The organism is Granulicella tundricola MP5ACTX9 (assembly GCF_000178975.2).
GTDB classification, from domain to species: domain Bacteria; phylum Acidobacteriota; class Terriglobia; order Terriglobales; family Acidobacteriaceae; genus Edaphobacter; species Edaphobacter tundricola.
Genome location: NC_015064.1, coordinates 2,900,176 through 2,925,486 on the forward strand (window position 1 = coordinate 2,900,176; position 25,311 = coordinate 2,925,486).

12 protein-coding genes and 1 pseudogene are annotated in these 25,311 nt (G+C 63.9%); 7 read left to right on the top strand and 6 right to left on the bottom strand.

The window, feature by feature from the left end:
• Window positions 1-73: 73 nt before the first annotated feature.
• The 4 genes from ACIX9_RS12380 to ACIX9_RS12395 form a co-directional block, all read right to left on the bottom strand.
• Window positions 74-349 (bottom strand): CDGSH iron-sulfur domain-containing protein, encoded by a 276-nt coding sequence (locus ACIX9_RS12380; RefSeq protein WP_013580832.1) that lies wholly within the window; start codon window positions 347-349, stop codon window positions 74-76.
• A gap of 51 nt (window positions 350-400) precedes the next feature.
• Window positions 401-658 (bottom strand): ubiquitin carboxyl-terminal hydrolase 14, encoded by a 258-nt coding sequence (locus ACIX9_RS12385; protein ID WP_013580833.1) that lies wholly within the window; start codon window positions 656-658, stop codon window positions 401-403.
• A 73-nt stretch (window positions 659-731) separates the two neighbouring features.
• Window positions 732-1,235, bottom strand: coding sequence for a hypothetical protein (locus ACIX9_RS12390; protein WP_013580834.1), 504 nt, complete (start codon window positions 1,233-1,235; stop codon window positions 732-734).
• Between the two features lie 68 nt (window positions 1,236-1,303).
• Window positions 1,304-2,848: a sigma-54-dependent transcriptional regulator gene (locus ACIX9_RS12395; RefSeq protein ID WP_232298708.1), complete on the bottom strand. Its 1,545-nt coding sequence runs from the start codon at window positions 2,846-2,848 to the stop codon at window positions 1,304-1,306.
• 513 nt (window positions 2,849-3,361) lie between these two features.
• On the opposite strand from ACIX9_RS12395, the gene rph reads away from it, so the two are divergent.
• Window positions 3,362-4,099 carry a ribonuclease PH gene (gene rph / locus ACIX9_RS12400; protein ID WP_013580836.1) on the top strand — a complete coding sequence of 246 codons (738 nt, stop codon included), beginning with the start codon at window positions 3,362-3,364 and terminating at the stop codon, window positions 4,097-4,099.
• Window positions 4,100-4,111: 12 nt separating this feature from the next.
• Here rph and ACIX9_RS12405 read toward each other — a convergent pair whose 3' ends face one another.
• Window positions 4,112-6,418 carry a tetratricopeptide repeat protein gene (locus tag ACIX9_RS12405; RefSeq protein WP_083808436.1) on the bottom strand — a complete coding sequence of 769 codons (2,307 nt, stop codon included), beginning with the start codon at window positions 6,416-6,418 and terminating at the stop codon, window positions 4,112-4,114.
• Window positions 6,419-6,683: 265 nt separating this feature from the next.
• On the opposite strand from ACIX9_RS12405, the gene ACIX9_RS12410 reads away from it, so the two are divergent.
• Both ACIX9_RS12410 and ACIX9_RS27725 read left to right on the top strand, forming a co-directional pair.
• Entirely contained in the window at window positions 6,684-8,948 is a 2,265-nt protein-coding gene (locus tag ACIX9_RS12410) for a PKD domain-containing protein (RefSeq protein WP_013580838.1), read from the top strand.
• Window positions 8,949-8,961: 13 nt separating this feature from the next.
• A pseudogene (locus ACIX9_RS27725) lies at window positions 8,962-9,810 on the top strand (PKD domain-containing protein); the annotation flags it as partial.
• Here ACIX9_RS27725 and ACIX9_RS26920 read toward each other — a convergent pair.
• Window positions 9,804-9,998, bottom strand: coding sequence for a hypothetical protein (locus ACIX9_RS26920; RefSeq protein ID WP_232298710.1), 195 nt, complete (start codon window positions 9,996-9,998; stop codon window positions 9,804-9,806). The pseudogene ACIX9_RS27725 and the gene ACIX9_RS26920 overlap by 7 nt on opposite strands.
• Here ACIX9_RS26920 and ACIX9_RS12425 point away from each other — a divergent pair.
• The 4 genes from ACIX9_RS12425 to ACIX9_RS12440 all read left to right on the top strand — a co-directional run bounded on the left by ACIX9_RS12425 (window position 9,949) and on the right by ACIX9_RS12440 (window position 25,286).
• The gene (locus tag ACIX9_RS12425) at window positions 9,949-13,482 is read left to right on the top strand and encodes a PKD domain-containing protein (RefSeq protein ID WP_408609730.1); all 3,534 of its coding nucleotides are present in this window, start codon (window positions 9,949-9,951) and stop codon (window positions 13,480-13,482) included. The two genes, ACIX9_RS26920 and ACIX9_RS12425, sit on opposite strands and share 50 nt — an antisense overlap.
• Window positions 13,479-14,357, top strand: coding sequence for a Cif family virulence factor (locus ACIX9_RS12430; protein ID WP_013580839.1), 879 nt, complete (start codon window positions 13,479-13,481; stop codon window positions 14,355-14,357). The genes ACIX9_RS12425 and ACIX9_RS12430 overlap by 4 nt, the downstream gene beginning before the upstream one ends.
• A 79-nt stretch (window positions 14,358-14,436) precedes the next feature.
• Entirely contained in the window at window positions 14,437-24,564 is a 10,128-nt protein-coding gene (locus tag ACIX9_RS27405; protein WP_013580840.1) for a carboxypeptidase regulatory-like domain-containing protein, read from the top strand.
• Window positions 24,561-25,286: a hypothetical protein gene (locus ACIX9_RS12440; RefSeq protein WP_013580841.1), complete on the top strand. Its 726-nt coding sequence runs from the start codon at window positions 24,561-24,563 to the stop codon at window positions 25,284-25,286. The genes ACIX9_RS27405 and ACIX9_RS12440 overlap by 4 nt, the downstream gene beginning before the upstream one ends.
• Window positions 25,287-25,311 lie beyond the last annotated feature (25 nt).

A 25,311-nucleotide genomic window follows, 5' to 3' on the forward strand; every position in this document is an offset into this window, starting at 1 on the left:
AGAATAAAGATCAAAGAACTGCAAACTCGCCCCCGCTTTGGATCAGCGGAGGCGAGTATCTATCGTGAAGAATCTATCCCTGCGCGACCGGCTCAACCGGAACCGGGCTGGCATCGCACTTCCAGCCTTCCTTGCCGTGCGTTCCGTCGCAGAATGGCCGCTTCGTGCTCAACCCGCAGCGGCAGAGCGAAACGATCGCCCGCCCCGCAATGTCCCACTCTTTGCCTTCTACATCCACCAACTGAAACGGCCCTTCAACGCGAAACGGACCATTCGGTCGAACTGTAATCTTCACCGTCGGCAAGGAACCGGACGTACCCTCAGAACCGCTCAACAACTCATCAGCCATAGTCAACTATCTCCAATGTCGCAAGCATACCAAACCAGCCGCGCTCGCCGGCTAAACATCCACCATCGCCTGATCGACATAGCACCAGCCCCACCGCTCCCCCGGCTCGATGCTCTTCATCACCGGATGCCCCGTCCCCTTGAAGTGCTTCGTCGCGTGCTTCCCCACGGACGAGTCGCAACACCCCACATGCCCGCACACCAGGCACTCCCGCAGATGCACCCACCGCATCCCCTGCTCCAGGCACTCCACACAGCCCTTACCCGACCGCGTCACCGGCCCCAGCCCTTCCATATGCGTACAAGTCATCCCGCTCCGCCTCCAATGTAAGCTGACCGCTCTGCCGCCAGCCTACACCGGAAGTCGAGCTCCGGCACGAAGGTTACGCTGCCGATACTCGAAGACGCTCACGCATAACCCCCGCCAGTTCGACCAGACGCCGCAGCTTCGGCTCCAGCGTCGGTGACACAGCCGGCTCCCGCAACGCCAGCTCCGACTGCAGCAGCATCCCGGTCACCGTCACCTTCAGATCGTTCTCCATCTCCAGTGCCACGCTTCGCCGCGCCAGCAACTGCTCCCGCTTCATCCGGTCCAATGCACTCCGAACCTCACGCGTCAGCCGAGAGACCCCGGAGATCGCAAAGTTGATCTCCAAAGGAATCGCCTGTCCCGCATGAGCCCAGACATGATTGGCCCAATCCGGATCCATGGCCGCCATATTCTCTTCAACAATCACGACCCCGAACTCTCCATGCTTCAACGAAGTCAGTGCGGCCTTGCGCGTAGCTGCAACCTCCACATGTAGATCCAACTGCTCGCCGATCGCCGCGGCAAGATTCCCCGCACCCTCAATCCCCGTAATCATCAACACTTCTTTGTTCATCATGGCCTGTCTCCTTCTCAATGTTCAGTGCTCATGGTTTATGAAACCTCTTCGCTGGAAACCGGGATCTTCTAGTCTTCGTCGCGCTCCGGCCCCTCCCCCAGCCCATACTCCTTCAACTTTCGATAAAGTGTCGTCTTTCCGATGCCGAGAACCTTCGCCGCCTTCAGCTTGTCGCCGTTCAGCATCTGGATCGCGGTCAGGATCGTCTTCTTCTCAACCTCCGCCATTGAAACAATATGCCCCAGGTCTTGATCCGCTTCGGCCTCCAGGTCGACCCGCCGAACCGAACGCCCCTGCATCCAGAACTCCTGAAGAGGAGAAGGAAGATCGCCCAGATTGACGACTGGCCCGGAGCTTACCGCGCAGGCACGTTCTACGACCGCTTCCAGCTCTCGTACATTCCCCGGCCACTCGTACTCCAGAAATAAACGCAGCACGTCGTCTGAGAACGTCCTCGGAAACTCCTTCTCGGCGTACTGGTCGCGCTGCGCCTTACTCAACGTATGCATCGCCAGGACTGGGATATCCTCCTGCCGCTCCCGCAACGCGGGAATACGCAGGTTCACCACGTTCAACCGGAAGTACAGATCCCGTCGAAACCGTCCCGCCTCCACCATCGCCACCAGGTTTCTGCTCGTGGACGCCAGTATCCGCGCAGTCAGCGGTACAGGGTGGCTCGCACCCATGGGCCAGACCTCACGATCCTGAAGAGCCCTTACCAGCTTCCCCTGCAGCTCCAGCGGAAGCTCGCTGATCTCGTCCAGAAAAACAGTCCCACCTTCCAACGTCGCCAGCAGCCCCGCTTTATTGCGAATCGCTCCCGCGAACGCACCCTTGACGAACCCGAACAGTTCGTTCTCGATCATCTCCGGTGCCAGGCTCTCGCAGTCGACCGGCGTGAACTGTCGCTGCGCATGCAATCCGGTCGAATGAATCGTCTTGCCCACCAACTCCTTCCCCGTCCCCCGCTCCCCCACGATCAAGACAGGATGCGAGGTGTGGGCCACCTTCGACAGAATCCTGTAAAGCTTCTCCATCTCAGGAGAATGCCCAATCAGATTCCCCACCCCGCGCTGACTCCTCAGTCGTTCCCTCAGCCGTCGGCTCTCCAGATCGAACTGCCGCCGCGCACCCGCGTTCTCCAGCACGGACGTCAACTCCTCCAGCGCGAACGGCTTGGTCAGGTACTCGGCCGCACCCACACGCATCGCCTCCACAGCACTTGAAACAGACGCAGCGGCCGTCATCGCAATCACGACCGTATCCGGCTGTAACTTCTTCACCCGCTCCAGCAGGTCCATCCCGCCACCGCCTGGAATCTTGAGATTCAGCAGCAGCACATCCACAGCCTGATGGCGCAGAATCTCTTCCGCCTCCTTCATATCGGGCGCACCCACCGCTGAAAATGCCATGTTGGACGCGATCTCCAGGCACGCGGCACGAATGGAAGCATTATCTTCAACCACGAGAAGATGCAGCACAGGCTGGCCCTCAGACCCACCCAGCCTCCCACGCTGTACCTCACTCGCCATGCGGTGAACGCCTTCCTCGCCTCGTGCCATCCGCTCCGGCCACGCCGGACCCGGTGCAATTCCGCCTTGCTCCACTGCCATCCCACGACCGCGCTGCCCCCCTCCACCGCCTGGGGCTCTCAGCATGAAAGGCCCTTCGCAGCGACGTGGGAACCACCCTCGTCGACCCGTTGGAAAACTGTCCGTGATCCGATAAAACTTAACTTCCCCAAGGCTGCTGTGAAACTCAAAGTGGCCTGCATCGGTATCGTCTCGTATTCCTAAAATTCGTTCATTAGGGCGATGTCGCTCGAAAAATCATCATAGCGATTGAGAAGCATCCCGAAAAGTGTTCAAAAAGAAACATCCCTTGTCCTACTCCTACTCTTCCGCGTCCCTTTTTGAAACATATTTCTGAGATCCCGCCTGTTCAAGAAATCCCGAATTGGGACATCCCGAAAAATAGAAGAAGGCCCAAAAGCGTCGATCGTCAAAATCGAACCATTCCTGCCCCCCACTCAAAACACCTCGATCCCGAAGAATCCTCTTCCAGGAACAATCCACTCGTTCCCCTCTGCCACTCCGCAGCATCCTCACCGAACCTATAATCAGCAGATGTCCTCCCCAGTCTTCCGCCCCGACAATCGCACCGCCAATCAGCTCCGTCCCACCCGCATCACTCCAGGCTACGTCTCCACCCCGGAGGGCTCCGTCCTCATCGAGGTCGGCAACACCCGCGTCCTCTGCAACGCCACCATCGAAACCGGCGTCCCCGGCTGGATGCGCAACTCCGGAAAAGGCTGGGTCACCGCCGAGTACGGTATGCTCCCCCGCGCCACCCTCACCCGCTCTCCGCGCGAGGCCGAAAAGGGAAAGATCGGCGGCCGCACCCATGAGATCCAGCGCCTCATCGGCCGTTCCCTGCGCGGCATCGTGGACATGCGCGCCCTCGGCGAGCGCACCATCATCCTCGACTGCGACGTCCTCCAGGCCGACGGAGGAACCCGCACCGCAGCCATCACCGGCGCATCCGTCGCCCTGGCCATCGCCCTCGGCAAACTCGTCCAGGCCGGCACACTCAAAGCCAGCCCGCTTAAACAGATGATCGCAGCCACCTCCGTCGGCATCGTGGACGGCAACACCCTCCTCGATCTCGCCTACGAAGAAGACTCCCGCGCCACCGTCGATATGAACGTCGTCATGCTAGCCAGCGGCGGCCTCGTCGAAACCCAGGCCACCGCCGAAAAGGACTCCTACTCCCGTCAGCAACTCACGGAGATGCTGGATCTCGCCGAGGCCGGCATCCGAGACCTCCTCATCCTCCAGCAGACCGCCCTGACCGCAGCCCTCTAGTCCCGCAGCAACCTAGTAATGATCCACCCAGATATAGCTGGGTGGATTCTGCAGGTTCAGCACCTTATGCACATCCGCGTCGTCTCGCTCGTTCCCCGGCGAATGCGTATGCCCCGGCATCGCCTCGCTCGCGATATCCAGATGCTCCCTCCAGAAGCGCTGCGCCAGCCATCCCGCTGACGTGTCGTTCCCGGTAGCAGCCGCCATCTTCGATTCAGCCGCCGCGCCCTTGGCATCACCCAGCGCCGCCAGCACTGGTCCAAGCCAGCGGTGCGCCACCGGATCATCCGGATCGATCTTCAGCACCGCCTCATACTCCGCCTTGGCCTCCGGAAACCGCCTCCGAACCATGTACACATAGCCCAACTCCTGATGCACCTGCCGGAAACGTGGATACTGCTTCGCCACCGGCTCCAGCACCGCGATCGCCTCATCGAAGTGCGTCTGCCACCGCAGGCAAAGCCCCTTGAAGTACATCGCCCTGGCATCCGCGGGGTCCATCTGCAGCCCGCGATCCAGCCACCTCAAAGCCTCGTCATACCGCCCACGCGAGTACTCCCCAACCGCCACATTCACATACCCCGGCTGATACTTCGGGTCGAGCTTCAGCACCTGGTGAAACGCCTCGACAGCCTCCGCAAACTGCAACCGGTCCAGCATCCCAATCCCGTAATTATTCCAGCGCAAAACTTCAGTCAGCCCTGCCGGCAGCACCTCACCCTTGGCTTCATTCACTCCCGCGTCGATATGCAGACTTCCAGAAGCCAGGGTCACCGTCGGAAACCGGTCCGAGGCCTCAGGCTTATCTCCAAACACCCAGTCCGTAAACTCTCGCCGAAACCGCCGGTATCGCACCGCCGCACTGACCGTCATCCCCTTGCTTTCAAGCGGAATCTGAAACCGGTACCGAACCACGTCCGATTTGCCCGGCAGCACGGTCGCGTCATAAGCCTTCGTCCGAGTCTTCCAGACCTCATGATGGTCGATACTCTTGCCGTCACTCGACACGATCCGCAGCCCGTAGCTCCGCGCCTTCGGATCGACCTTGTGCAGGCTATCTAGACCACCCGAACGATAAATGGTCCGACCACCATCGTCCTTCACCTCAAAATCCAGCCAGCTCTCATAGAAGTCCCGCAGCTCAGGAATCAAGGTATGCCCGATCCCTTTATTCCGCACTACCACGTCCACCCGAACCCAGTCCCCCGGCAGCACCGTAAACGCCTTTGAGCCCAGCGGAGCGACCAGGCCAGCCGTAGTCTTCCCTCCCCGCTCAACCGTGAGCCCAAAGATATCCACCTCCATCTGATCCTTCTTCAAAAACTCCACCACCCGCTTCGCCTGTTCATCGAACCCATACTGCGCCGGCACCGCGGTATTCGCCCCCACCCAGCGATGCGAAGCCGTCATTCCAGCCTTTGCCGCAACATCGCTCGAAGCCTCCCGAACCATGTGGCACCCCTGGCACCCCACCGCCTCAGGCTTCTTATAAAAAGACAGCGGAGTCTCCTTCGACCACGAGGACTGCTGCCATTCGTCGTAGGTACTGAACGTCCGCAGCCACTTATAGTCGTTGACCATCTGCGGAATCGCCGCCTTATGGCAGGCCGCGCAAAACTCGGAGGTCTTATAAAGCGGCTGCATCACCGCCGCCTTATGCCGATCCAGGTGCGTCAGAATCTCCACATCCGACGGCATCCCACTCACCGGCTTCCCTGCCGCGTCCACCATCACCGCCGGACGGCCCAGCACATAGCTCCCAATCCCCTTCGTACTCGTCACCTGCTTGATCGAGTGGCAAACCATGCAGGTCACCCCATCCTCATCGTTCGGCCGCGCGACGGAACTCTTCGTCGTCAACGCCCCGGTAAATAAAGCCGCAGGATTATGGCAACCCTCGCAATGTCTCGTATAAGGAACTCCGCGAGTCTCCCCCAACTCCCCAACGTTCTTCACATACCACGGAGCCCGGAAGGAGTTCGCATGCCCGGATTGCCTCCATTGCGCATGAACATCGGAGTGGCAATGCCCACAGTAAGCCGCAGTCGGAATCTCCGAAGGCTGCAGGAATCCGGAAAACTCTGAGCGAGCCTCACTCGGCAGATAAGGATTGTCCCCAAACGGCAACTCGTACCGCACCGGCAGCTTGCTATCCGGAACAGGCACGCCTCCCCCACCGTCGACAGGGCTCCCCGGCAGATCCATCTGCCGCGCCTGGGCACTGACCTGCCCTCGCCCTGAATCCCGGGCGGACCAACAGATCAAGACGAGGAGAGCTCCGGACACAATCCGAAGCACTCGATTTTGAGGTTGTGACATGGCGGCTTCCAATGTCACTCTAGGCGCGAAATCCCCCTGAGATCAACGATTTACGTCGCCCGGACCGTTCATGCCGTGATTTGCCGTCTTCTGCCGTGTTACGACTGTTGCTCTTCGTGAGTCGGCCCCCGCACACTCCACCTTGTGATTGAGTTCTGACTCCTTCTTCGTCAACCATGTCCCCACTCTTTATATAGAGGGGCTGATTTGGCAAAGCGTTGCCCAGGGTGTCCGTCCTCTCGAGCCTCTCTCCCGGAGCTGATCTATGCCAGTTGTTGTCGACCGCACACGGCCACGCACTCCCGCGGCGCAACCCGCTTGGTCCAGTCCCTCGCCCCTCAGCGTCCTTCGCCGCCGCCTCAGCCTGGACCGCTCCCGCTCCGAGCGCCCCTTCCTCATCGCCGTCCTCTTCTCCCTCGCCCTCCTCGGCAGTCTCTTCGCGCTGTCGACCCTCACCGGCTGCGGCTCAGCCCCAGTTCCCACCCACCTTGCTGCGCTTACGGTCGGTTCCACAGTCGTTCAAAGTGGCCAAAGCCTCAACTTGATCCTTCCAGCCGGTGTTCAAACACCAAACGCATCCGACGTCACCGTCACCATGTCCCCCGTCTCCGGCTCGGGCACCACTTACACCCTGGCCGTCAACAGCATCGGCCCCGGCAGCAACGGCACCTCAGTTCTCCGGGTCACCCTCCCGACCCTCAGCATCACCGTCCCCACCCCGTACTCCTTCACTGCCAGGAGCAGCAACTACTACTCCGGCTTTGACACCGCACCCGTTCAGATCACGATCCAACCCGGTCCAGCCATCCTTTCCGTGGCCCCAGTCACCGCTCAGGCCGGCCAGACAGTCGATCTCACCGTAACTGGTATCTCCACCGCATGGACAAGTGGTACGACCACGCTCCTCGCAGGCCCAGGCATTTCCGTCAACGGATCGACCCCCGGAATCCCCGGCCAACCCCAGGTCCAGAGCAGCACCCAGCTCGTCGCTCACCTCACCCTCGCACTCACGGCAACAGTCGGCCCCCACGACATCGTCGTCGCCACTGGGAGCCAAACCCTGACTCTCACCGGCGCCCTGGCCGTCACCGCTCCACCCCTCGCTCCAATCGCCGCCGTCGGTGGCCCGTACATCGGAACAACCGGCCAGCCCGTCGCCTTCTCAGCCGCCGCATCTACTGACCCGGCAGGCCTCGCCCTCACCTACGCCTGGACCTTTGGCGACGGATCAACCGGCACAGGCGCAACCCCCACCCACACCTACGCCACTGCAGGCTCGTACATGGTGATCGTCGTCGTCACCAACTCCGCCGGAGTCTCCTCCTCGGCCACCACCACCGCAATCATCACCGACCCAGCCAAACCACCAGTCGCCAACGCCGGCGGCCCATACACCGGCACAGCAGGAACAGCCGTAGCCTTCAACGGCAGCGCATCAACAGACCCCAAAAACGAAACCCTCACCTACGCTTGGACCTTCGGTGACACCACCTCCGCCACCGGCCCCACGCCCACTCACGCCTACACCGCAGCCGGCACCTACACCGCAACCCTCACCGTCACCAACACAGACAAGCTCTCCACATCAGCCACAGCAACAGTCACCATAGCCGCAGCACCGCAAGCCCCAGTAGCAAACGCAGGCGGTCCCTACACCGGCACAGCAGGAACAGCCGTCTCCTTCAACGGCACAGCATCAACAGACCCCAAAAACGAAACCCTCACCTACGCATGGACCTTCGGAGACACCACCTCCGCAACAGGCCCCAACCCCACCCACACCTACGCCGCAGCCGGAACCTACACCGCAACCCTCACCGTCACCAACACAGACAAGCTCTCCGCCTCAGCCACAGCAACCGTCACCATAGCAGCAGCACCGCAAGCCCCAGTAGCAAACTCAGGCGGTCCCTACACCGGCACAGCAGGAACAGCCGTCTCCTTCAACGGCACAGCATCAACAGACCCCAAAAACGAAACCCTCACCTACGCATGGACCTTCGGTGACAACACCTCAGCCACCGGCCCAACCCCAACCCACAGCTACGTCGCATCAGGCACTTACACCGCAACCCTCACCGTAACAAACACAGACAAGCTCTCCGCCTCAGCCACAGCAACCGTCACCATAGCAGCAGCCCCGCAAGCCCCAGTAGCAAACTCAGGCGGTCCCTACACCGGCACAGCAGGAACAGCCCTAGCCTTCAATGGCAGCGCATCAACAGACCCCAAAAACGAAACCCTCACCTACACCTGGACCTTCGGAGACACCACCTCCGCCACCGGCCCCACCCCAACCCACACCTACGCCGCAGCCGGCACCTACACCGCAACCCTAACCGTAACCAACACAGACAAGCTCTCCGCCTCAGCCACAGCAACCGTCACCATTGCAGCAGCCCCTCAAGCACCAGTAGCAAACGCAGGCGGTCCCTACACCGGCACAGCAGGCACAGCCGTAGCCTTCAACGGCAGCACCTCCACACGACCCCAAAAACGAAACCCTCACCTACGCATGGACCTTCGGTGACACCACCTCCGCCACCGGCCCCAACCCCACCCACACCTACACCACCTCCGGCACCTACACCGCAACCCTAACCGTCACCAACACAGACAAGCTCTCAGCCTCAGCCACAGCAACAGTCACCATAGCAGCCACCCCACAAGCACCAGTAGCCAACGCCGGAGGCCCATACACCGGCACAGCAGGAACTGCCGTAGCCTTCAACGGCACAGCATCAACAGATCCAAAAAACGAAACCCTCACCTACACCTGGACCTTCGGCGACACCACCTCCGCAACAGGCCCCACCCCAACCCACACCTACGCCGCAGCCGGCATCTACACCGCCACCCTAACCGTCACCAACACAGACAAGCTCGCCACCTCAGCCACAGCAACCGTCACCATCGCCGCAGCACCGCAAGCCCCGGCAGCCAACGCAGGCGGCCCCTACACCGGCACAGCAGGAACAGCCCTCGCCTTCAACGGCAGCGCATCCACAGACCCCAAAAACGAAACCCTCACCTACGCCTGGACCTTCGGAGACACCACCTCCGGCACAGGCCCCAACCCAACCCACACTTACGCCACAGCCGGAACCTATACCGCCACCCTAACCGTCACCAACACAGACTCCGTAAGCGCCTCCGCCACGGCCAAGGTCACCATCACAGCGGTCACCTCCCAGGCGCCTATCGCCAACCCCGGCGGCCCATACACCGGCACCGCGGGCATCGCCATCAGCTTCAACGGCAGCGGTTCATCCGACCCCGCCAACCCCACCGCCGGCCTCTACGCCCTCACCTTCTCCTGGAACTTCGGCGACGGCACCTCCGCCAACGGAGCCAGCCCCGCCCACTCCTATCCCAACCCCGGCACCTATAACGTCTCCGTCACCGTCCAGTCCGCCTCCGGAGCCACGGCAACAGCCGTCACCACCGCCACCATCGCCGCGAGCACCTCCGCCACTCCCGCGCCCACCGCCAACGCAGGCGGCCCATACACCGGCACCGCCGGCACCGCCATCTCCTTCACCAGCGCCGGCAGTTCAGACCCCGGCAACCTCGCCCTCACCTACACCTGGAACTTCGGCGATGGAGCTGGAGCCGTAGGCGCTCAGGTCACCCACACCTATCCCGCAGGCGGCGTCTTCTCCGTCACCATCACCGTCTTCAACGGCACTCTCAGCAACGCCGCCTCCACCACCGCCACCATCGCCCCCGCAACGGTCGCTCCCCTCGTCGCCAACGCAGGCGGCCCATACACCGTCGCGGTCAACCAGCCCCTCACCGTAGACGCCTCCAAGACCAACAGCCCCAATGGCGGCCAGCTCGTCTACGCATGGGACTTCGGCGATGGCTCAACAGCCAGCAACACCCCCGCCACCCACACCTATACCGCGCAAGGCACCTACACCCTCAGCCTCGCTGTCAACGACAGCACCGGCCTCAAAAACAGCACCACCACCCAGGTCACCGTAGGCGCACCCGCAGCCGAGACCATCACCGCCTCCGCCGGCGGCCCATACACAGACGTCACCTCTCACTCCGTCACCTTTGACGCCAGCACCTCGTTCGATAATCTCGGAAACCCCCTCACCTTCATCTGGGACTTCGGCGATGGCTCAGCCGGCACCGGCACCACCCCCGGCCACGCCTACACCAACCCCGGCACCTATACCGTCACCGTCACCGCCACCAGCGGCACCGCCACCGCCCAGGCCACAGCCCAGGCCGTCATCTCCAACTCGCTCCAGGTCACCATTACCTCCCCCACAGCCAACGCCCTCTTCGGCACCAACACCACTACCATCACCGGAACAATCAGCGTCGCCAACCTCACCGTCACCGTCAACGGCATCGCCGCCCAGGTCTCCGGCTCCAGCTTCACCGCCACCGGCGTATCCCTCCGTGAAGGCGTCAACCTCATCGCCGCCACCGCAACCGATGGCAAAGGCGGCATCGGCACCGGCACCGTCTCCGTCATCATGGACGCCACCGCCCCCACCGCCTCCATCACCTCACCCGCCAGCGGAACCACCGTCAGCACCTCCACCATCTCCGTCGCCGGCATGGTCAATGACATCGTCACCGGCACCGTCGGCAGCAATCAGGTCACCGTCACGGTCAACGGAGTCGCAGCCCAGGTCTCCAACCGCAGCTTCCTCCTTCCCGGCGTCCTGCTCTCCCCCGGCACCAACACCATCAAGGTCGTCGTCACAGATCTCGTCGGCAACACCAGCCAGACCACCTCCACCGTCCAGTACGTCCAACCCAGCGCCCAGCTCTCCCTGCGGGTCATCAGTGGCGACGCGCAAACCGCCGTCGTCCACACCATCCTCCCCCAGCCTCTCGTCATCCAGCTTCTCTCGGCCCAGGGAACCCCCATCGCCGGCCGCCCCATCACCTTCACCGTCACCCGCAGCGACGGCCTCGTAGAAGTCCTCCCCAACACCGCCCAAAGCCTCTACGTCACCACCGACGCCACCGGCAAAGCCAGCATCCTCTTCCAGCTCGGCTCCCGCAGCGGCCTCGGCGTCAACCAGATCACCGCCAGCACCCCCGGAGCCGCCGGCACAGTCCTCTTTACAGAAAGCTCCACCCTCGCCGCCCCCGCCCAGATCCACGCCCTCCACGGTGAAAACCAGCGCGGCCTCCTCGGACAATCCCTCGCAGAAGCCTTCCAGGTCATCGTCAGCGACACCTACGGCAACCCAGTCCCCGGCACCACCATCACCTACACCTCCACCGCCGGCGATGGCACCCTGGACCACGCCTCCGCCGTCACAGACTCGAACGGCAAAGCCTCCGCGACCCTCACCCTCGGCCAGCAGGAAGGCGTCGGCAACTACATGGTCGCCGCCAACTTCACCGGCAACACCGGCGTCGCGGCAACCTTCGCCGCCTCGGCCTACGCCCCCGGCCCCGCCTCCGCCACCAGCGTCAGCGGCGTCGTCCTCGATAACGCCAACACCCCTGTCCCCAACGCCACCGTCCGTCTCCTCAACACCAACCTCTCCACCGTCTCGGATACCAACGGCCGCTTCTCCCTCGCCGGCGCGCCCGTCGGCACCGTCACCCTCTCGGTAGACGGCTCCACCAGCACCCGCACGGAAACCTTCCCCTTTCTCTCCTTCGTCCTCCAGGATCTCCCCGGCCAGAACAACACCCTCAACAAGCCCATCTACCTCCCCTCCATCGACATCAACGATGCCCAGACCGTAGGCGGCGACGATCCCGTCACCCTCACCATGGCCGGCGTTCCCGGCGTCTCCTTCACCGTCGCCCCTCACTCCGTCACCTTCCCGGACGGCACCACCGTCGGCAAGCTCTCCCTCTCCCAGGTCAAGAGCGACATGGTCCCCATGGCGCCCGCCAACGGCACCGCTCCGGACCTCATCTGGACCCTCCAGCCCGCGGGCGCGCGCTTCTCCGTCCCCGTCCAGGTCACCCTCCCCAACACCCGCGGCCGCGCCCCCGGAGCCATCACGGAGCTCTACCAGTACGACCACGATCTCGAACAGTTCGTCTCCGCCGGCACCGGCCACGTCAGCGCCGACGGCTCCGTCACCATGAGCGATCCCGGCTTCGGCATCACCAAGGCCGGCTGGGGCCATGACTACGTCGATCCCGACGAAGACGATTGCCCGGAGTCCTGTGACGACCACAACGTCTGCACCATTGACAACGTCCTCCCCTGCGGCTGCGCCCACACCGCCGCCAACGGAGCCAAGTGCGGCAGCAACAACCCCAACAGCTGCCAGAAGCCCGGCGTCTGCGATGGCACCCACTGCACCGGCGTCCGCTCCGCTCCGGGCACATCCTGCGACGACGGCATGTTCTGCACCAAGAACGATCTCTGCGATAACAACGCAGAGTGCCACGGCACCAAGATCGACGACACCGACAACCCCAACGCCGCCACCCTTCTGCCCGACGGCTTCAAGATCGAGAAAGCCTTCGAGTCAGGCCTGGGACCGCTCACCTCCTTCTTCAACGCCTTCGGCTATCACGTCACCGTCGCACCCGTCATCGTGCCGGAGTACAGCGTCCGCAACTCCTGCTGTGAAGCCAAGCAAGACCTCCTCTCCACGCAGACGGAATCGAAGCTCACGCTCGGTCTCACCATCAAAACCGCGCAGATTCCATTCCCTGCACCGTACGGCTCAATCTCAATCCCGCTCACCAGCTACTACGCCGGCCTTTATATCCAGTTCGGAGTCACCATCAGCGGAAACATGTCCAACAAAACCAACGATTGCGACGACAGCCAATGTGTCGGCGGAAGCGCCGGCGTGCAGGTCGACGTAGAAGCCGGTCTCGGTGTCAACGCGCCCGGCGACCTCCGCATCAGCGGCGGAATCACCGCCGGCGTGGAAGTCAAAGCCTCCATCTTCTGCCACAAGGGAAACTTCAACGTAGGCCTCACGGACTGGAAAGCGGTCTTCAGCGTCGGCCTCCCCGGCGGCAAGACCTGGAGCTTCGAAAAGGTAGTCCGCACCGCGCAACAGCTTGGAAACAACGACATCTTCTGGTTCGACGACACCCAATCCCAATGAAAAAACTCCCCGTAATCCGCCCACTCCAAAGCCTCATCCTCCTGTCGCTCATCGCGGCCTCGGGCATCCTCGCGCACGCTCAAACCCCGGCCCAAACCCCAACCCAGACACCAGTCCAGCCACCAGCCACCAAGCCCCCCGCACCGGCCGCAGCCAAACCACTCGTGCCGGACGGCCCTCTCGCCAGCGACAACAAGCACTACACCTCAAAAGACCTCTCCGTCCGCCCGTACTCCCCGGCCATCCCTGCGCCGCTCTATCCCAGCAGCCAGCGCAAGCAATCCCAGTTCACCGTGCAGTACGTCTTCAACTACGCCACCTCCAACTACACCCCACCCGTCCCCCTCGCACTCGTCTCCCGCGCAGCCGCCAGACACGACTCGCCCGAAGCCGCCCTCACCGCCTACTACTCCGCCATGCGCAGTGGCGATTACGAAGCTTGGCTCCAGTGCTGGGATGAACCCTCCCGCAAAGCCCTTGAAGCCACCACCAAACAGCAAAAAAATGGTGCCGAGTACTGGCGTGCCCTCTGGCGCACCGCCTTCGCCAACAAGCGCTACTTCCTCATCGATCGCCTCGAGACCGTCAACTACATCATTCTCGACACCCGCATCGAAGACCCCGCCAAGCCAGCCGCCACCCAGACCGATTCAGAGGTCCTCGTCATCAACAGCGGCAAGTGGACCCTCACCAACGCCTTCTCAAACGACGGTCTCATCATGAACTACGACGGCACCGCCAACAAGGTCGTCAAGGAGTACGAGATCGCTCCCACCAAGGAACTCACAGGCCCCGCAGCCCTCACCGGCGAAGCCCAGAAAGAATTCTTCGCCCGCCACACCACCGTAGCCTCAGTCACCAAAACAGCCGAGTAACACCCAGCAGATACAAGAGCCGCAGAGCTTCAAAGCCAGGCCAGAGATACCGTAGGCCAAAGACAAAGTAGAGGCATCCATGACGCACATTCGCCCAGTGACCCGGACTCCGCACAACCCAGCAGGCGCGACCGCCACCAGCTCCACGCGATACCGCCGCCATCTCACGCGTCTCCTCACCGTCGTCACCACCGCCTCGCTGCTCTTCCACCACACCGCCACGGAGGTCTACGCCCAGCAGTACGCAGACCAGAACTGCACCGCCTCCATCCTCAACCGTTCCGTCCCCGTCGCAGCCGATGGCACCTTCCTCATCCCCAACGTCCCCGTCAATCCCGGCACCTATCGCGCCCGCGTCATCTGTCCTCAGACCGACGGCAGCCTCCTCGGCAGCACCTCGGACTACCTCACCCTCATCCCCAACGGCAGCACCAGTCTGCCCCTGCTCCCCATCGGTCCCCTCAGCGCCCAGCCCAGCGCACTCAAGGTCCAGGCCCTCAGCGGAGCGCTCTCAGCCGTCGGAGCCACCGTCCAGCTTGAGACCCAGGCCATCGACCCCTCCACGTACTCCTACGACTACACCAAGGTCACCAAGGGCACCACCTACACCTCCAGCAACGCAGCCGTCGCCACCGTAGACGCCAACGGAATCGTCACCGCCAAAGGTCCCGGCGCAGTCATCATCACCGCACGCAACGACGGTCTCTCCTCCACCATCCTCCTCACCTCCTTCGGCCTCCTCGATTCAGACGGTGACGGTCTGCCCGACTCCTACGAGATCGCCAACGGCCTCAACCCCTTCGACCCCACCGACGCAAATCTCGACTCCGACGGAGACGGCCTCACCAACCTCCAGGAATATCAACTCGGCACCAACCCCCGGATCGCCGACACAGACGGCGACGGCCTCAACGACGGAGACGAAGTCCGCCTCGGCACCAATCCCCTCGTAGCCGATACCGACGGGGACGGCCTCAACGACGGGGACGAAGTCCGCCTCGGCACCAATCCCCTCGTCTACGACACCGACGGCGACGGCATCCCAGACGGAATCGAAGTCCGCCTCGGCCTCAATCCCCTCGTGCCTGACGTCACCACCACCCTCACCGGCCACGTCAGCAATCCCGACGGCACCCCCGCCGTCGGCGCATCCATCCTCGTCCTCACCTACTTCACCGCCGTCACCGATACCACCGGAGCCTTCACCCTCACCTCCGTCCCCACCTCCCTCGGCAACTTCGTCGTCTCCGCCCGCGCCATCGTCGGCACCACCGTTTACAACGGAGCCTCCAAGGCCACGCCGCCCGTCGGCAGCGGCACCACGGACATCGGCACCATCCAGCTCGGCCAGAGCTCCGGTCAGGTCAGCGGAACCATCACCAACCCCGACGGCACTATCGTCCGCGCCGCCCAGGTCACCCTCACCGACGGCATGGACGTCCGCACCACCGTCACCGACGGCACCGGCCTCTACCTCGTCACCGGCCTCCAGTCCGGCACCGTCATGGCCTCCGCCTTTGACCCCAACACCTCCCTCCGCGGCCAGGCCGTATCCGCCCTCAACGCAGCCACACCCCTCACCCTCAACGTCAAGCTCTCAGCCTTCGGAACCGTCTCCGGAACCGTCCGCACGCCCTCCGGCACACCCGTAGGAGCAGGCGCAACCGTCATCATCACCGGCGCGCTCAACGCCACCACCACCACCGATCTCCTCGGCCACTACGCCTTCACCTTCGTCCCCCTCGGCGGCTACACCGTAGACGCAACCGACACCGCAGGCAATCACGGCCGCGCCACAGGCACCATCACCGCCACCTCCCAGACCATCAACGCAGACGTCCAATACCTCGGCCGAGGCACCGTCACCGGCACCGTCGCGGACGCCAGCGGAACCGCCATCGCAGGAGCCGCAGTCCAGCTTTACGACAGCGGCATCTTTAACAGCTACGCCAACACCACCACCAACTCCCTCGGCCAATACACCTTCGCCAACGTCTTCATCGGCCCGCTCACCCTCTCCGCCTCATCCACCTCCTCCTCCACCGGCGGTTCGGCCTCATCCATCCTCTCCACCGACGCACAGACCGTCACCGTCAACATCGCACTCGGAGCCACCGGCACCCTCACCGGCACCGTCTTTCGTGCAGACGGCAAGACCGTCGTCCCCGGCGCCCTCGTCTCCGTAACCGGCTCAGCCGCCACCGCCCTCACCAACGCCGCAGGCGTCTACACCCTCGGCAACATCCCCCTCGGCGGCATCACCGCCCAGGCCTCGGACGCCTCCACCAGCGATCGTGGCCACGCCACCGGCTCCGTCACCAGCGGCCAGACCTCCACCCTCAACATCACCCTCATCGGCCTCGGCACGGTCAACGTCACGGTTCAGGATGCAGGCGGAACTGCAAAGGCAGGCGCACTCGTCCAGGTCCAGAACGTCAGCGCGCAGTTCCCCGCCACGCAGAACGGCGTCAGCGCCTCGGACGGCACCGTCGCCTTCACGCAGCAACTCGCCGGCAGCCAGACCGTCACCGCCTCAGACCCCACCACGGGCCTCGCCGGCACTGCCAACGCCACCCTTGCCGCCGCAGGCACCGTAGCCGTCGTCGTCAAGCTTCAGGCCTCCGGCACCGTCCAGGGCACTGTCTACAAGCATGACGCCGTCACCCCACTCCCCGGAGCCACCGTCGTCCTGGACGGCCAACGCTCCGTCACCGCCGACGTCAACGGTTTCTACACCCTCACCGTCGTCCCCTCCGGCACCCACCAGGTCTACGTCGCCGACTCCATCAACAACACCCTCGCCATCAACAACGGCGTCGTCATCACCACCCAGGGCCAGGTCGTCACCTCCAACTTCGTCATCACCGGCCGAGGCACCGTCACCGGCCTCGTCACCAATCAGGATGGCTCCATCGCCGCCGGCATACCCGTCCAGCTCACCAGCAACGCCCCCGGCGACAGCAACCCCTACGGCACCCAGACAGACGTCACCGGCACCTACACCCTCCTCAACATCCCCATCGGCACCTACCGCGTCATCGCCCAGCAGCACACCGCCACCACCAACACCTACGGCCAGGCCACCGGCTCCGTCACCACGGACGCCTCCACCACAACCACCAACATCCAGCTCTCCACCTCGCTCGTCCCCTCCACCGTCAGCCTCACCGACGCCAACGGAGCCAGCTACCCCATCCGCGAGAACGGCGGCATCTTTGACGGCTCCTACTCCGTCTTCCAGGGCGACGCCGCCGCCAACGAAGGCGGCTCCCTCCTCTCCGTCGTCCTCAACGGAACCGAGACCAAATTCACCGGCGCAGCCCTCTCACCCTCCAGCCTCGCCGGCCGCCAGATCTCCATCGAGCAGGACAACCTCGCCGGCCTCAACATCACCCGCCGCGTCTTCGTTCCCGGCGACGGATACTTCGCACGCTACGTCGAGCTCCTCACCAACCCCTCCGCCGCCGACATCACCGTAGACCTCAAACTCCTCTCCAACTACCGTCAGCTCCGCACCATCAACCTCGGCACCACGGAGACCGCCAACTTCTCCGTTCCCGTCATCCTCCAGACCTCCTCCGGCGACAACATCCTCAACATCTCCGACCCCACCAACCCCGACTCCTGGGTCACCTTCGGCGGCCCCGTCGATCAGGATCCCTTCGTCCCCTCCCTCTTCGCCGATAACCCCATCCCGCCCATCGCCGACGTCTTCGACGGCCCCAAGGCGCCCCTCAAGCCCACCTCCGTGCTCTACGCGCAGGGCTCCGCAGGCAACTACTCCACCCTCACCCAAACCTATAGCGCCCTCAAGATCCCCGCAGGCGGCACCGTAGGCGTCATGCACTTCATCTCGCAGGAGAACGCCTTCGCCGCCGCAGCCGCCAGCGCCGCGCGCCTCGTCCAGCTCCCGCCCGAGTCCCTCTACGGCCTCGCCACCTCGGACCTCGCAGCCATCCAGAACTTCGTCATCCCCGCAGGCGGCACCTCCACCATCGCCTCGCTCCCGCCCGTCACCAACCAGGCCGGCGGAGTCGTCTACACCTCGGACAGCACCACCCCCTTCGCCTCCAGTCAGGTCCGCTTCCACAGCAACAACCCCATCTTCGCCCGCACCTACATCACCACTGCGGACGGCGCAGGCAACTACTCCTTCCAGGGTGCCTTCCAGTCCCTCGCCATCCCCCAGGATGACTTCACCGTCACCGCATACGAACCCAGCAACGGCACCTTCCTTGACCAGACCTGCGCCCAGATCGGCGTCGCCATCGGCAACGGCTGCGGCATCCCCTCCCCCGTCACCGCAGGCACCTTCGGCACCGGCCAGACGCCCGGCGCAGGAACCGCCACCCAGAACATCGTCTTCTCCAACACCGGCATCATCACCGGCACCATCTCCCGAGGACCCGTCGTCCTCAACGTAGCCGGAACCGTCTCCCTCACCGCCGGCCCCATGCTCCCGCTCACCAACATCCCCATAGCCGCTGACGGCACCTACAAGATCTACGGCGTCGTCCCCGGCACGTACATCATCACCGCCTACGTCACCAACACCCTCCTCACCGGCATCTCCTCCGTCACCGTTACCGCCGGCACGGCCACCACCACCAACATCACCATCGGTGAGTCCGGCAACATCACCGGCACCGTCACCCGTGACGATGGCTCCCTCGCCATCCAGGACGTCGTTAACCTCCGTTCCTCCACCGGAGTCCTCTCCACGTCCGTCAACACAGCCGGCCAGTATGCCTTCACCGACATCCCCATCGGCACCTACACCCTGGACGTCTACGACTCGCAATCCAACTCCGCCGTCACCGCCACCGCCGCCGTCAGCAGCAACGCCACCACCACCCAGAACCTCGTCCTCTCCAGCAAAGGCAGCGTCACCGGCACCGTCAACGTCAACGACGGAAGCTCCGTCGCCAACCTGGCCATCACCCTCACCAGCACCACCACCTCCGGCATCCAGACCCTCACCGGCTCCACCAACGCCACCGGCGTCTTCACCATCAACGGCGTCAAACCCGGCGCAATCTCCGTTCACGCCGTCACCTCCTCCGGCCTCCAGGGCACCGGCAACGGCAACCTCCCGCTCGCCGGCCAGACCGTCACCATCAACGTCTCGCTCACTGCCACCGGCTCCGTCACCGGCACCGTCTTCCAGGGCGACGGCAAGACCCCCGCCCCCAACGTCACCGTCACCATCTCCCCCGCACCCTTCACCGGCACCGCCACCACCACCACCGACTCCAACGGCGTCTACAACTTCCCCAACCAGCCCTTCGGCAACTTCACCGTCTACGCCACCCTCGCCTCCACCGGCGATCAGGGCCAGACCAACTCCCAGATCCAGGCCAACGGCCAACTCCGCACCGTCAACATCACCCTCAACGGCTTCGGCAACCTCACCGTCAAGGTCGTAGACTCCGGCAACAACAAGATCGCCAAAGCCGCCCTCACCGTCTACAACAACACCATCGGCAAGCAATACACCGCCACCGCCGACGCCACCGGCACAGCCGTCTTCACCAACATCTTCGCCGGCTCGCTCACCATCACCGCCAAAGACCCCGTCTCCGGACTCAACGCCAGCACCAGCACCACCCTCGCGTACAACGCCAGCCAGACCGTCACCCTCACCGTCCAGGCCACCGGCGTCATCCAGGGCATCGTCTATAACGTCGATGGCGTCACCCCCGTCGCCGGAGCCACCATCCAGGTCGGCGTCCCATACGGCCCCACCCAGCTCACCGCCGCCGACGGCAGCTACAAGTTCGCCAGCGCCCAGCTCGCCTCGTACAACTTCCAGGTCCACGATGCCAACGGCGTCATCCGCGCCAACGCTCCATACCAGACCCTCCAGACCGCCGGTCAGGTCATCACCCAGAACCTCACCTTCGTCGCCATCGGCTCCGTCCACGGCACCGTCCTCAACGCAGACGGAACCCGCGGTGAAAACCTCACCCTCACCATCAACAGCTCCAACGCCAACATCGGCGGCCAGCAATCCGTCGTCACCGGTGGCGACGGAACCTACACCGTCCCCGCCGTCCCCATCGGCAACTTCACCGTCACCGTCAACAACCTGTCCACCTCCCTCGCCGGCTTCGCCACCAGCGCCATCACCAAGGACGGCGACTCCGAACAGGTCGACATCCAGATCATCTCCAGCACCGTCACCCTCCCCGCCACCCTCACCGACGCAGACAGCTTCACCTACACCGTCGGCACCGCCGGAACCTACGGCCCCACCGGCAACATAGGCACAAACCTCTCGCCCTTCTACAACGCGAACAACCTCACCCTCACCGTAGCCGGTGCCGGAGCAGCCTTCGGCAACGGCGGCTCTCCCACCACAGCCATCCAGTCCCTCAGCGGCCAGCAGATCGAAATCAACCAGCCCTCCCTCCTCGGCCTCAACGTCACCCGCAAGATCTACGTCCCCACCGACGGCTACTTCGCGCGCCGCCTTGAAGTCTTCCAGAACCCCACCTCTTCCCCCATCACCGTCACCGTTCAGGAAAACGGCTACGACCGCTACACCCCCAACGCCATCCGCATCGTCAACACCTCCAACAACAACACCACCGTAGACAACACCATCCTCTGGGCCGTCGATGACGACGACGCAGGCGGACTCCCCTACCCACGCACCCAGCCCGCCCTCGCCAACATCTTCGCCGGCACCGGCGCGCCCACCACCCTCTCCGGCGTCTCGGACAACGTCGCCTCCAATAGCTACCCCTCCAACGGCGTCTACTTCAGCTACCTCAACTGGAACTACGCCTGGACCCCCATCACCATCCCCGCCAAATCCACCGCCAGCATCCTCTTCTTCACCGCGCAGGAGTCCAACGGCTCAACCGCAACCTCCGCCGCCCAGCGACTCGTCCAACTCCCCGCCGAAGCCCTCGCCGGCCTCTCCACCTCGGACCTCGCCTCAGTCGTCAACTTCATCATCCCCACCACGCCTCTCTCAACCGTTCATCCCCCCTCACCCGCCCAGGCTCTCTCCGGCCACGTCTACGCAGGCGATGGCACCACCGCCATCCCCAACGCCATCGTCTACGCCCAGTCCACCGACGTTCTCTTCGGCGCAGGAGCCACCGCCACCGCAGACGCCACCGGCCTCTACAACATCCCATCCCTCCTCGCCAACGGCTTCGCCCTGGAGTCCATGGACCCCAGCGACGGCATCCTCTCCGCCACCGTCACCGGCACCTTCGCCGCGCCCGTAACCCCACCCGCGCCTCAGACCAAAGACATCGTGTTCACCAACACCGGCATCCTCCAGGGCCTCGTCAAGGAGACCGGCAACGGCACCTTCCTCAAAGGCACCCTCTACCTCAACTTCTCCTGCACCAACTACACCCAGCCGCAGGAGCTTCCCGCCTTTGAGGCTCTAGCCCGCACCACCGCAGCAGCCCAACCCGCCGCCAAAGCCGCAGCCGCACGCTCGGCCGCTCAACCGAACGCCTCCTCCTACTGCGGCTCTCTCAACGGAAGCTTCGGCCCGGACGGCAAGTTCACCTACTACACCCTGCCCACCGGCCAGACCAACCTCAACCTCAACGTCACCCTCCCCCAGAACGAGTCCATCCCGCTCCCCGCAGGCGGCGGTTACTTCACCACCGACATCCCCGCAGGCCAGACCAACCAGTTCACCATCACCATCCCCGCCAGCGGAACCATCGCCGGCAAGGTCAGCAACGCCGACGGCACGGCAGCCGCCAACATCACCGTCTACGCCGTCCCATCCGACTACAACCAGTCCTCCGGAGCCACCACCACCACCGCAGCCGATGGCTCCTTCATCTTCTCCAGCCTGCCCCTCATCTCCTACACCATCCAGGCCACCGACCCCATCACCAACAACACCGTCTCCAAGGTCGTCAGCACCACCCAGGACACCACCACCGTCGTCAACCTCCAGTTCATCGGCAAAGGCTCCGTCACCCCCACCGTCCGCTTCGCCAACGGCAACATCGCCCAGAACTCGCTCCTCTACATCAGCACCTCAACCACCCCCAACTACACCTACGGCGGCTACACCGACGTCAACGGCCAGTACACCTTCCCGAACGTCCCCACCGGTGCCTTCAACATCCGCGCCTACTACCCCGGCCAGAACTTCTACTCCACCACCCCCGGCACCCTCACAGGCAACGGCAACACCCTAACTCCCGCCGTCACCCTCACCCCCGTCGGCACCATCAGCGGCCACGTCACCAACCAGGACGGCACACCCGGCAGCGGCGAGTACGTCAACATCTTCGACGCCACCAACAACTTCACCGCATACGCCGCCACCGACTCCGCCGGAGCCTACGCCGTCACCCCCGCACCCGCGGACCGCACCGTCACCGTTCAGAGCTACCAGGCCACCAACACCACCAACCGCACCATCATCGCCCAGAAGTTCAACCAGCAGGTCCCCGGCGACGGACAAACCCTCATCGTAGACCTCCGTTACCCCGGCCTCTCCAGCGTCAAGGTCACCCTCCTCAACACCGACGGAACCCACGCCACCTCTGGCTCCGTCTACATCAAGAGCACAGACGCCGGCACCCAGAACTACTCCGGAGCCATCGGGGCCGATGGCACCTACACCTTCACCCAGGTCGTAGAAGGCGCGTTCATCGCCTACGCCAACACCGACTACACCGCCTTCAACGCCGGCTCCAAGGCCTTCACCGTAGCCCCCACCGACGACGGCAACACCGTCAACGTCACCATCACCACCAGCCCCACCGGCTCCATCAAGGGCCAGGTCTACGCCTCAGACGGCACCACCCTCATCCGCAACAGCTACACCGTCAAGTTCACGGACATCGACACCAATACCGGCACCACCGTCTATCCCCCCAGCGACGGTGCCGGCTACACCTTCACCGGCGTCCGCAACGGAGCCAGCGGTTACAAACTCACCGCCCAGCTCTACGGTGCCACCACCACCGCCTCCGTCACCGGCAGCATCACCACCCAGGGCCAGACCGACACCAAAAACATCACACTCCCCGTCTCCTCCATCAGCGGCACCGTCTTCCTCAACGACGGCGTCACCCCCGTCCCCTTCGCCCAGCTTTACTCCAGCCAGCCCATCGACGCCTACGGCGACACCTCAGGCTTCAGCGCCCAGGCTGACGCCAACGGAACCTATCAACTCAGCGGCCCCACCACCGGCACCGTCACCCTCCATGCCTACGACTCCAACGACATCGTCGGCACCTCCACCGTAGTCCTCACCTCAGACACCCAGATCGTCACCGCCGCCAACGTCTCCCTCGGCCCCGTCGGCACCGTCATCGGCATCGCCTACGACAACTCCGGCCATCTCCTCACCAACGCCTACGTCCAGATCCAGTCCAGCGGCAACGGCAACGGCTTCTCCACGGAGACCGAGACAGACCAGAACGGCAACTTCACCTTCACCGATATCCCCGTCGGCTCCCTCACCCTCACCGTCCAGGACAACTCGGACAACACCATCATGGCCACCGGCTCCCTCCAGACCAACGGCCAGACCGTTACCATCAACCTCGGCACCCCACCCGCCGCCGTAACGGAGGTCTTCGGCACCGTCTACGACGGAAACAGCAACCCCGTCCCCGGCGCAACCGTCACCCTCACCGCCGCCTCTCCCTCCACCGTCGTCGTCACCGCCACCACGGACGCCAACGGCATGTACACCGCCACCGGCCTGCCCGTCGGCAACTTCGTCGCCGCCGCCACCTTCGCGGACGGCAGTAGCGACGGCTCCACCAACGCCATCATCACAGACCCCACCACCCCCATTGAAGTCGATATCGGCCTCCCCCAGAGCGGCCTGGTCACCGGCATCGTCTACGACGCCCACGGAAATCCAGTCCCCGGAGTTGAGATCGAAGTCGACAGCACCGGCGATCCCAACACCGGATATCTCGAAGACACCGCCAACGACGGCAGCTTCGTCTTCCAGGTAGACCCCGGCCAGATCACCATCACCGTCACCGGCCCCAACAACACCGTCCTCGGCACCGCATCCGGCATCCTGCCCTACGGAGGCAACGTCGTCATCAACGTCACCTACCCCACGCCCTCGGCCAAACCCGCGCCCGGCAAAGCCTCCGTCACTAAAACTCAACTTACAGCTCCCGTCGCACCCCACATCATGGCATCCTTGAAACTCCCCGCAACCCTGCCCCTCGCAGGAGGTCTCCAGTGAACCCGATCCCCCGTCTCATCCTCACCCTCGCCTGCGCCGCCGTCCCCCTCGCAGCCCAGACCACAACTCCCGACGCCCCGCACCCCGCCCACCTCCGCGCCGTCATGCGCCCACCCGCCACCACCCTCCCACCCAGGGCAGCCCTCCTCAGCACGGCCGAATCCGCCGCCACCCGCGGCATCAAACCGCCCCTCCAAACCCTCCCAGACTTCCCCGTCACAGACCGTGACGGCCACACCACCTCCGCCCAAACCGTAGGGACCCATCTCATAGCCGCCCGCACCCCAGCCACTCCCATCGCAGCCCAGGCCACCACCCTCGCCCTCCAGCCAACTGCACCCGCACCACCCACCCACTGGCTCCTCCTCTACCGCACCCAGACCTGCCTCCCCTGCGACCGCCTCATGAACACCCTCGCCGCCAGCACCAGTTCCGACTTCCAGCGCGGCACCCCCTACATCGTCCTCGTCGCAACCCACACCCGGACCGGCCTTGAAACCGTCCGCGCCGCCAACCCCACCTTCAACTCCGCCACCTGGTTAGCCGACACCACCCACCAGGCCCTCACCACCCTCAAGCCTCGCGGCACCCCCATGCTCTACGCCATGGACGGCAACCGCATCGCCTTCAGCATCCCCGGCAACCTAGACAACCCCACCCTCGTCACCACCATCGCCGACTCCTGGATCAAAAACACCGCCAAGCCCCTCACCACCCCATAGGTCCCAATATGCTATCTAAATTTTC

Excerpts from the sequence above, each read along its gene's own strand:
- ACIX9_RS12380 (WP_013580832.1), bottom strand. The coding sequence starts at position 349 with ATGGCTGATGAGTTGTTGAGCGGTTCTGAGGGTACGTCCGGTTCCTTG.
- ACIX9_RS12385 (WP_013580833.1), bottom strand. The coding sequence starts at position 658 with ATGACTTGTACGCATATGGAAGGGCTGGGGCCGGTGACGCGGTCGGGT.
- ACIX9_RS12390 (WP_013580834.1), bottom strand. The coding sequence starts at position 1,235 with ATGATGAACAAAGAAGTGTTGATGATTACGGGGATTGAGGGTGCGGGG.
- ACIX9_RS12395 (WP_232298708.1), bottom strand. The coding sequence starts at position 2,848 with ATGGCAGTGGAGCAAGGCGGAATTGCACCGGGTCCGGCGTGGCCGGAG.
- rph (WP_013580836.1), top strand. The coding sequence starts at position 3,362 with ATGTCCTCCCCAGTCTTCCGCCCCGACAATCGCACCGCCAATCAGCTC.
- ACIX9_RS12405 (WP_083808436.1), bottom strand. The coding sequence starts at position 6,418 with ATGTCACAACCTCAAAATCGAGTGCTTCGGATTGTGTCCGGAGCTCTC.
- ACIX9_RS12410 (WP_013580838.1), top strand. The coding sequence starts at position 6,684 with ATGCCAGTTGTTGTCGACCGCACACGGCCACGCACTCCCGCGGCGCAA.
- ACIX9_RS12430 (WP_013580839.1), top strand. The coding sequence starts at position 13,479 with ATGAAAAAACTCCCCGTAATCCGCCCACTCCAAAGCCTCATCCTCCTG.
- ACIX9_RS27405 (WP_013580840.1), top strand. The coding sequence starts at position 14,437 with ATGACGCACATTCGCCCAGTGACCCGGACTCCGCACAACCCAGCAGGC.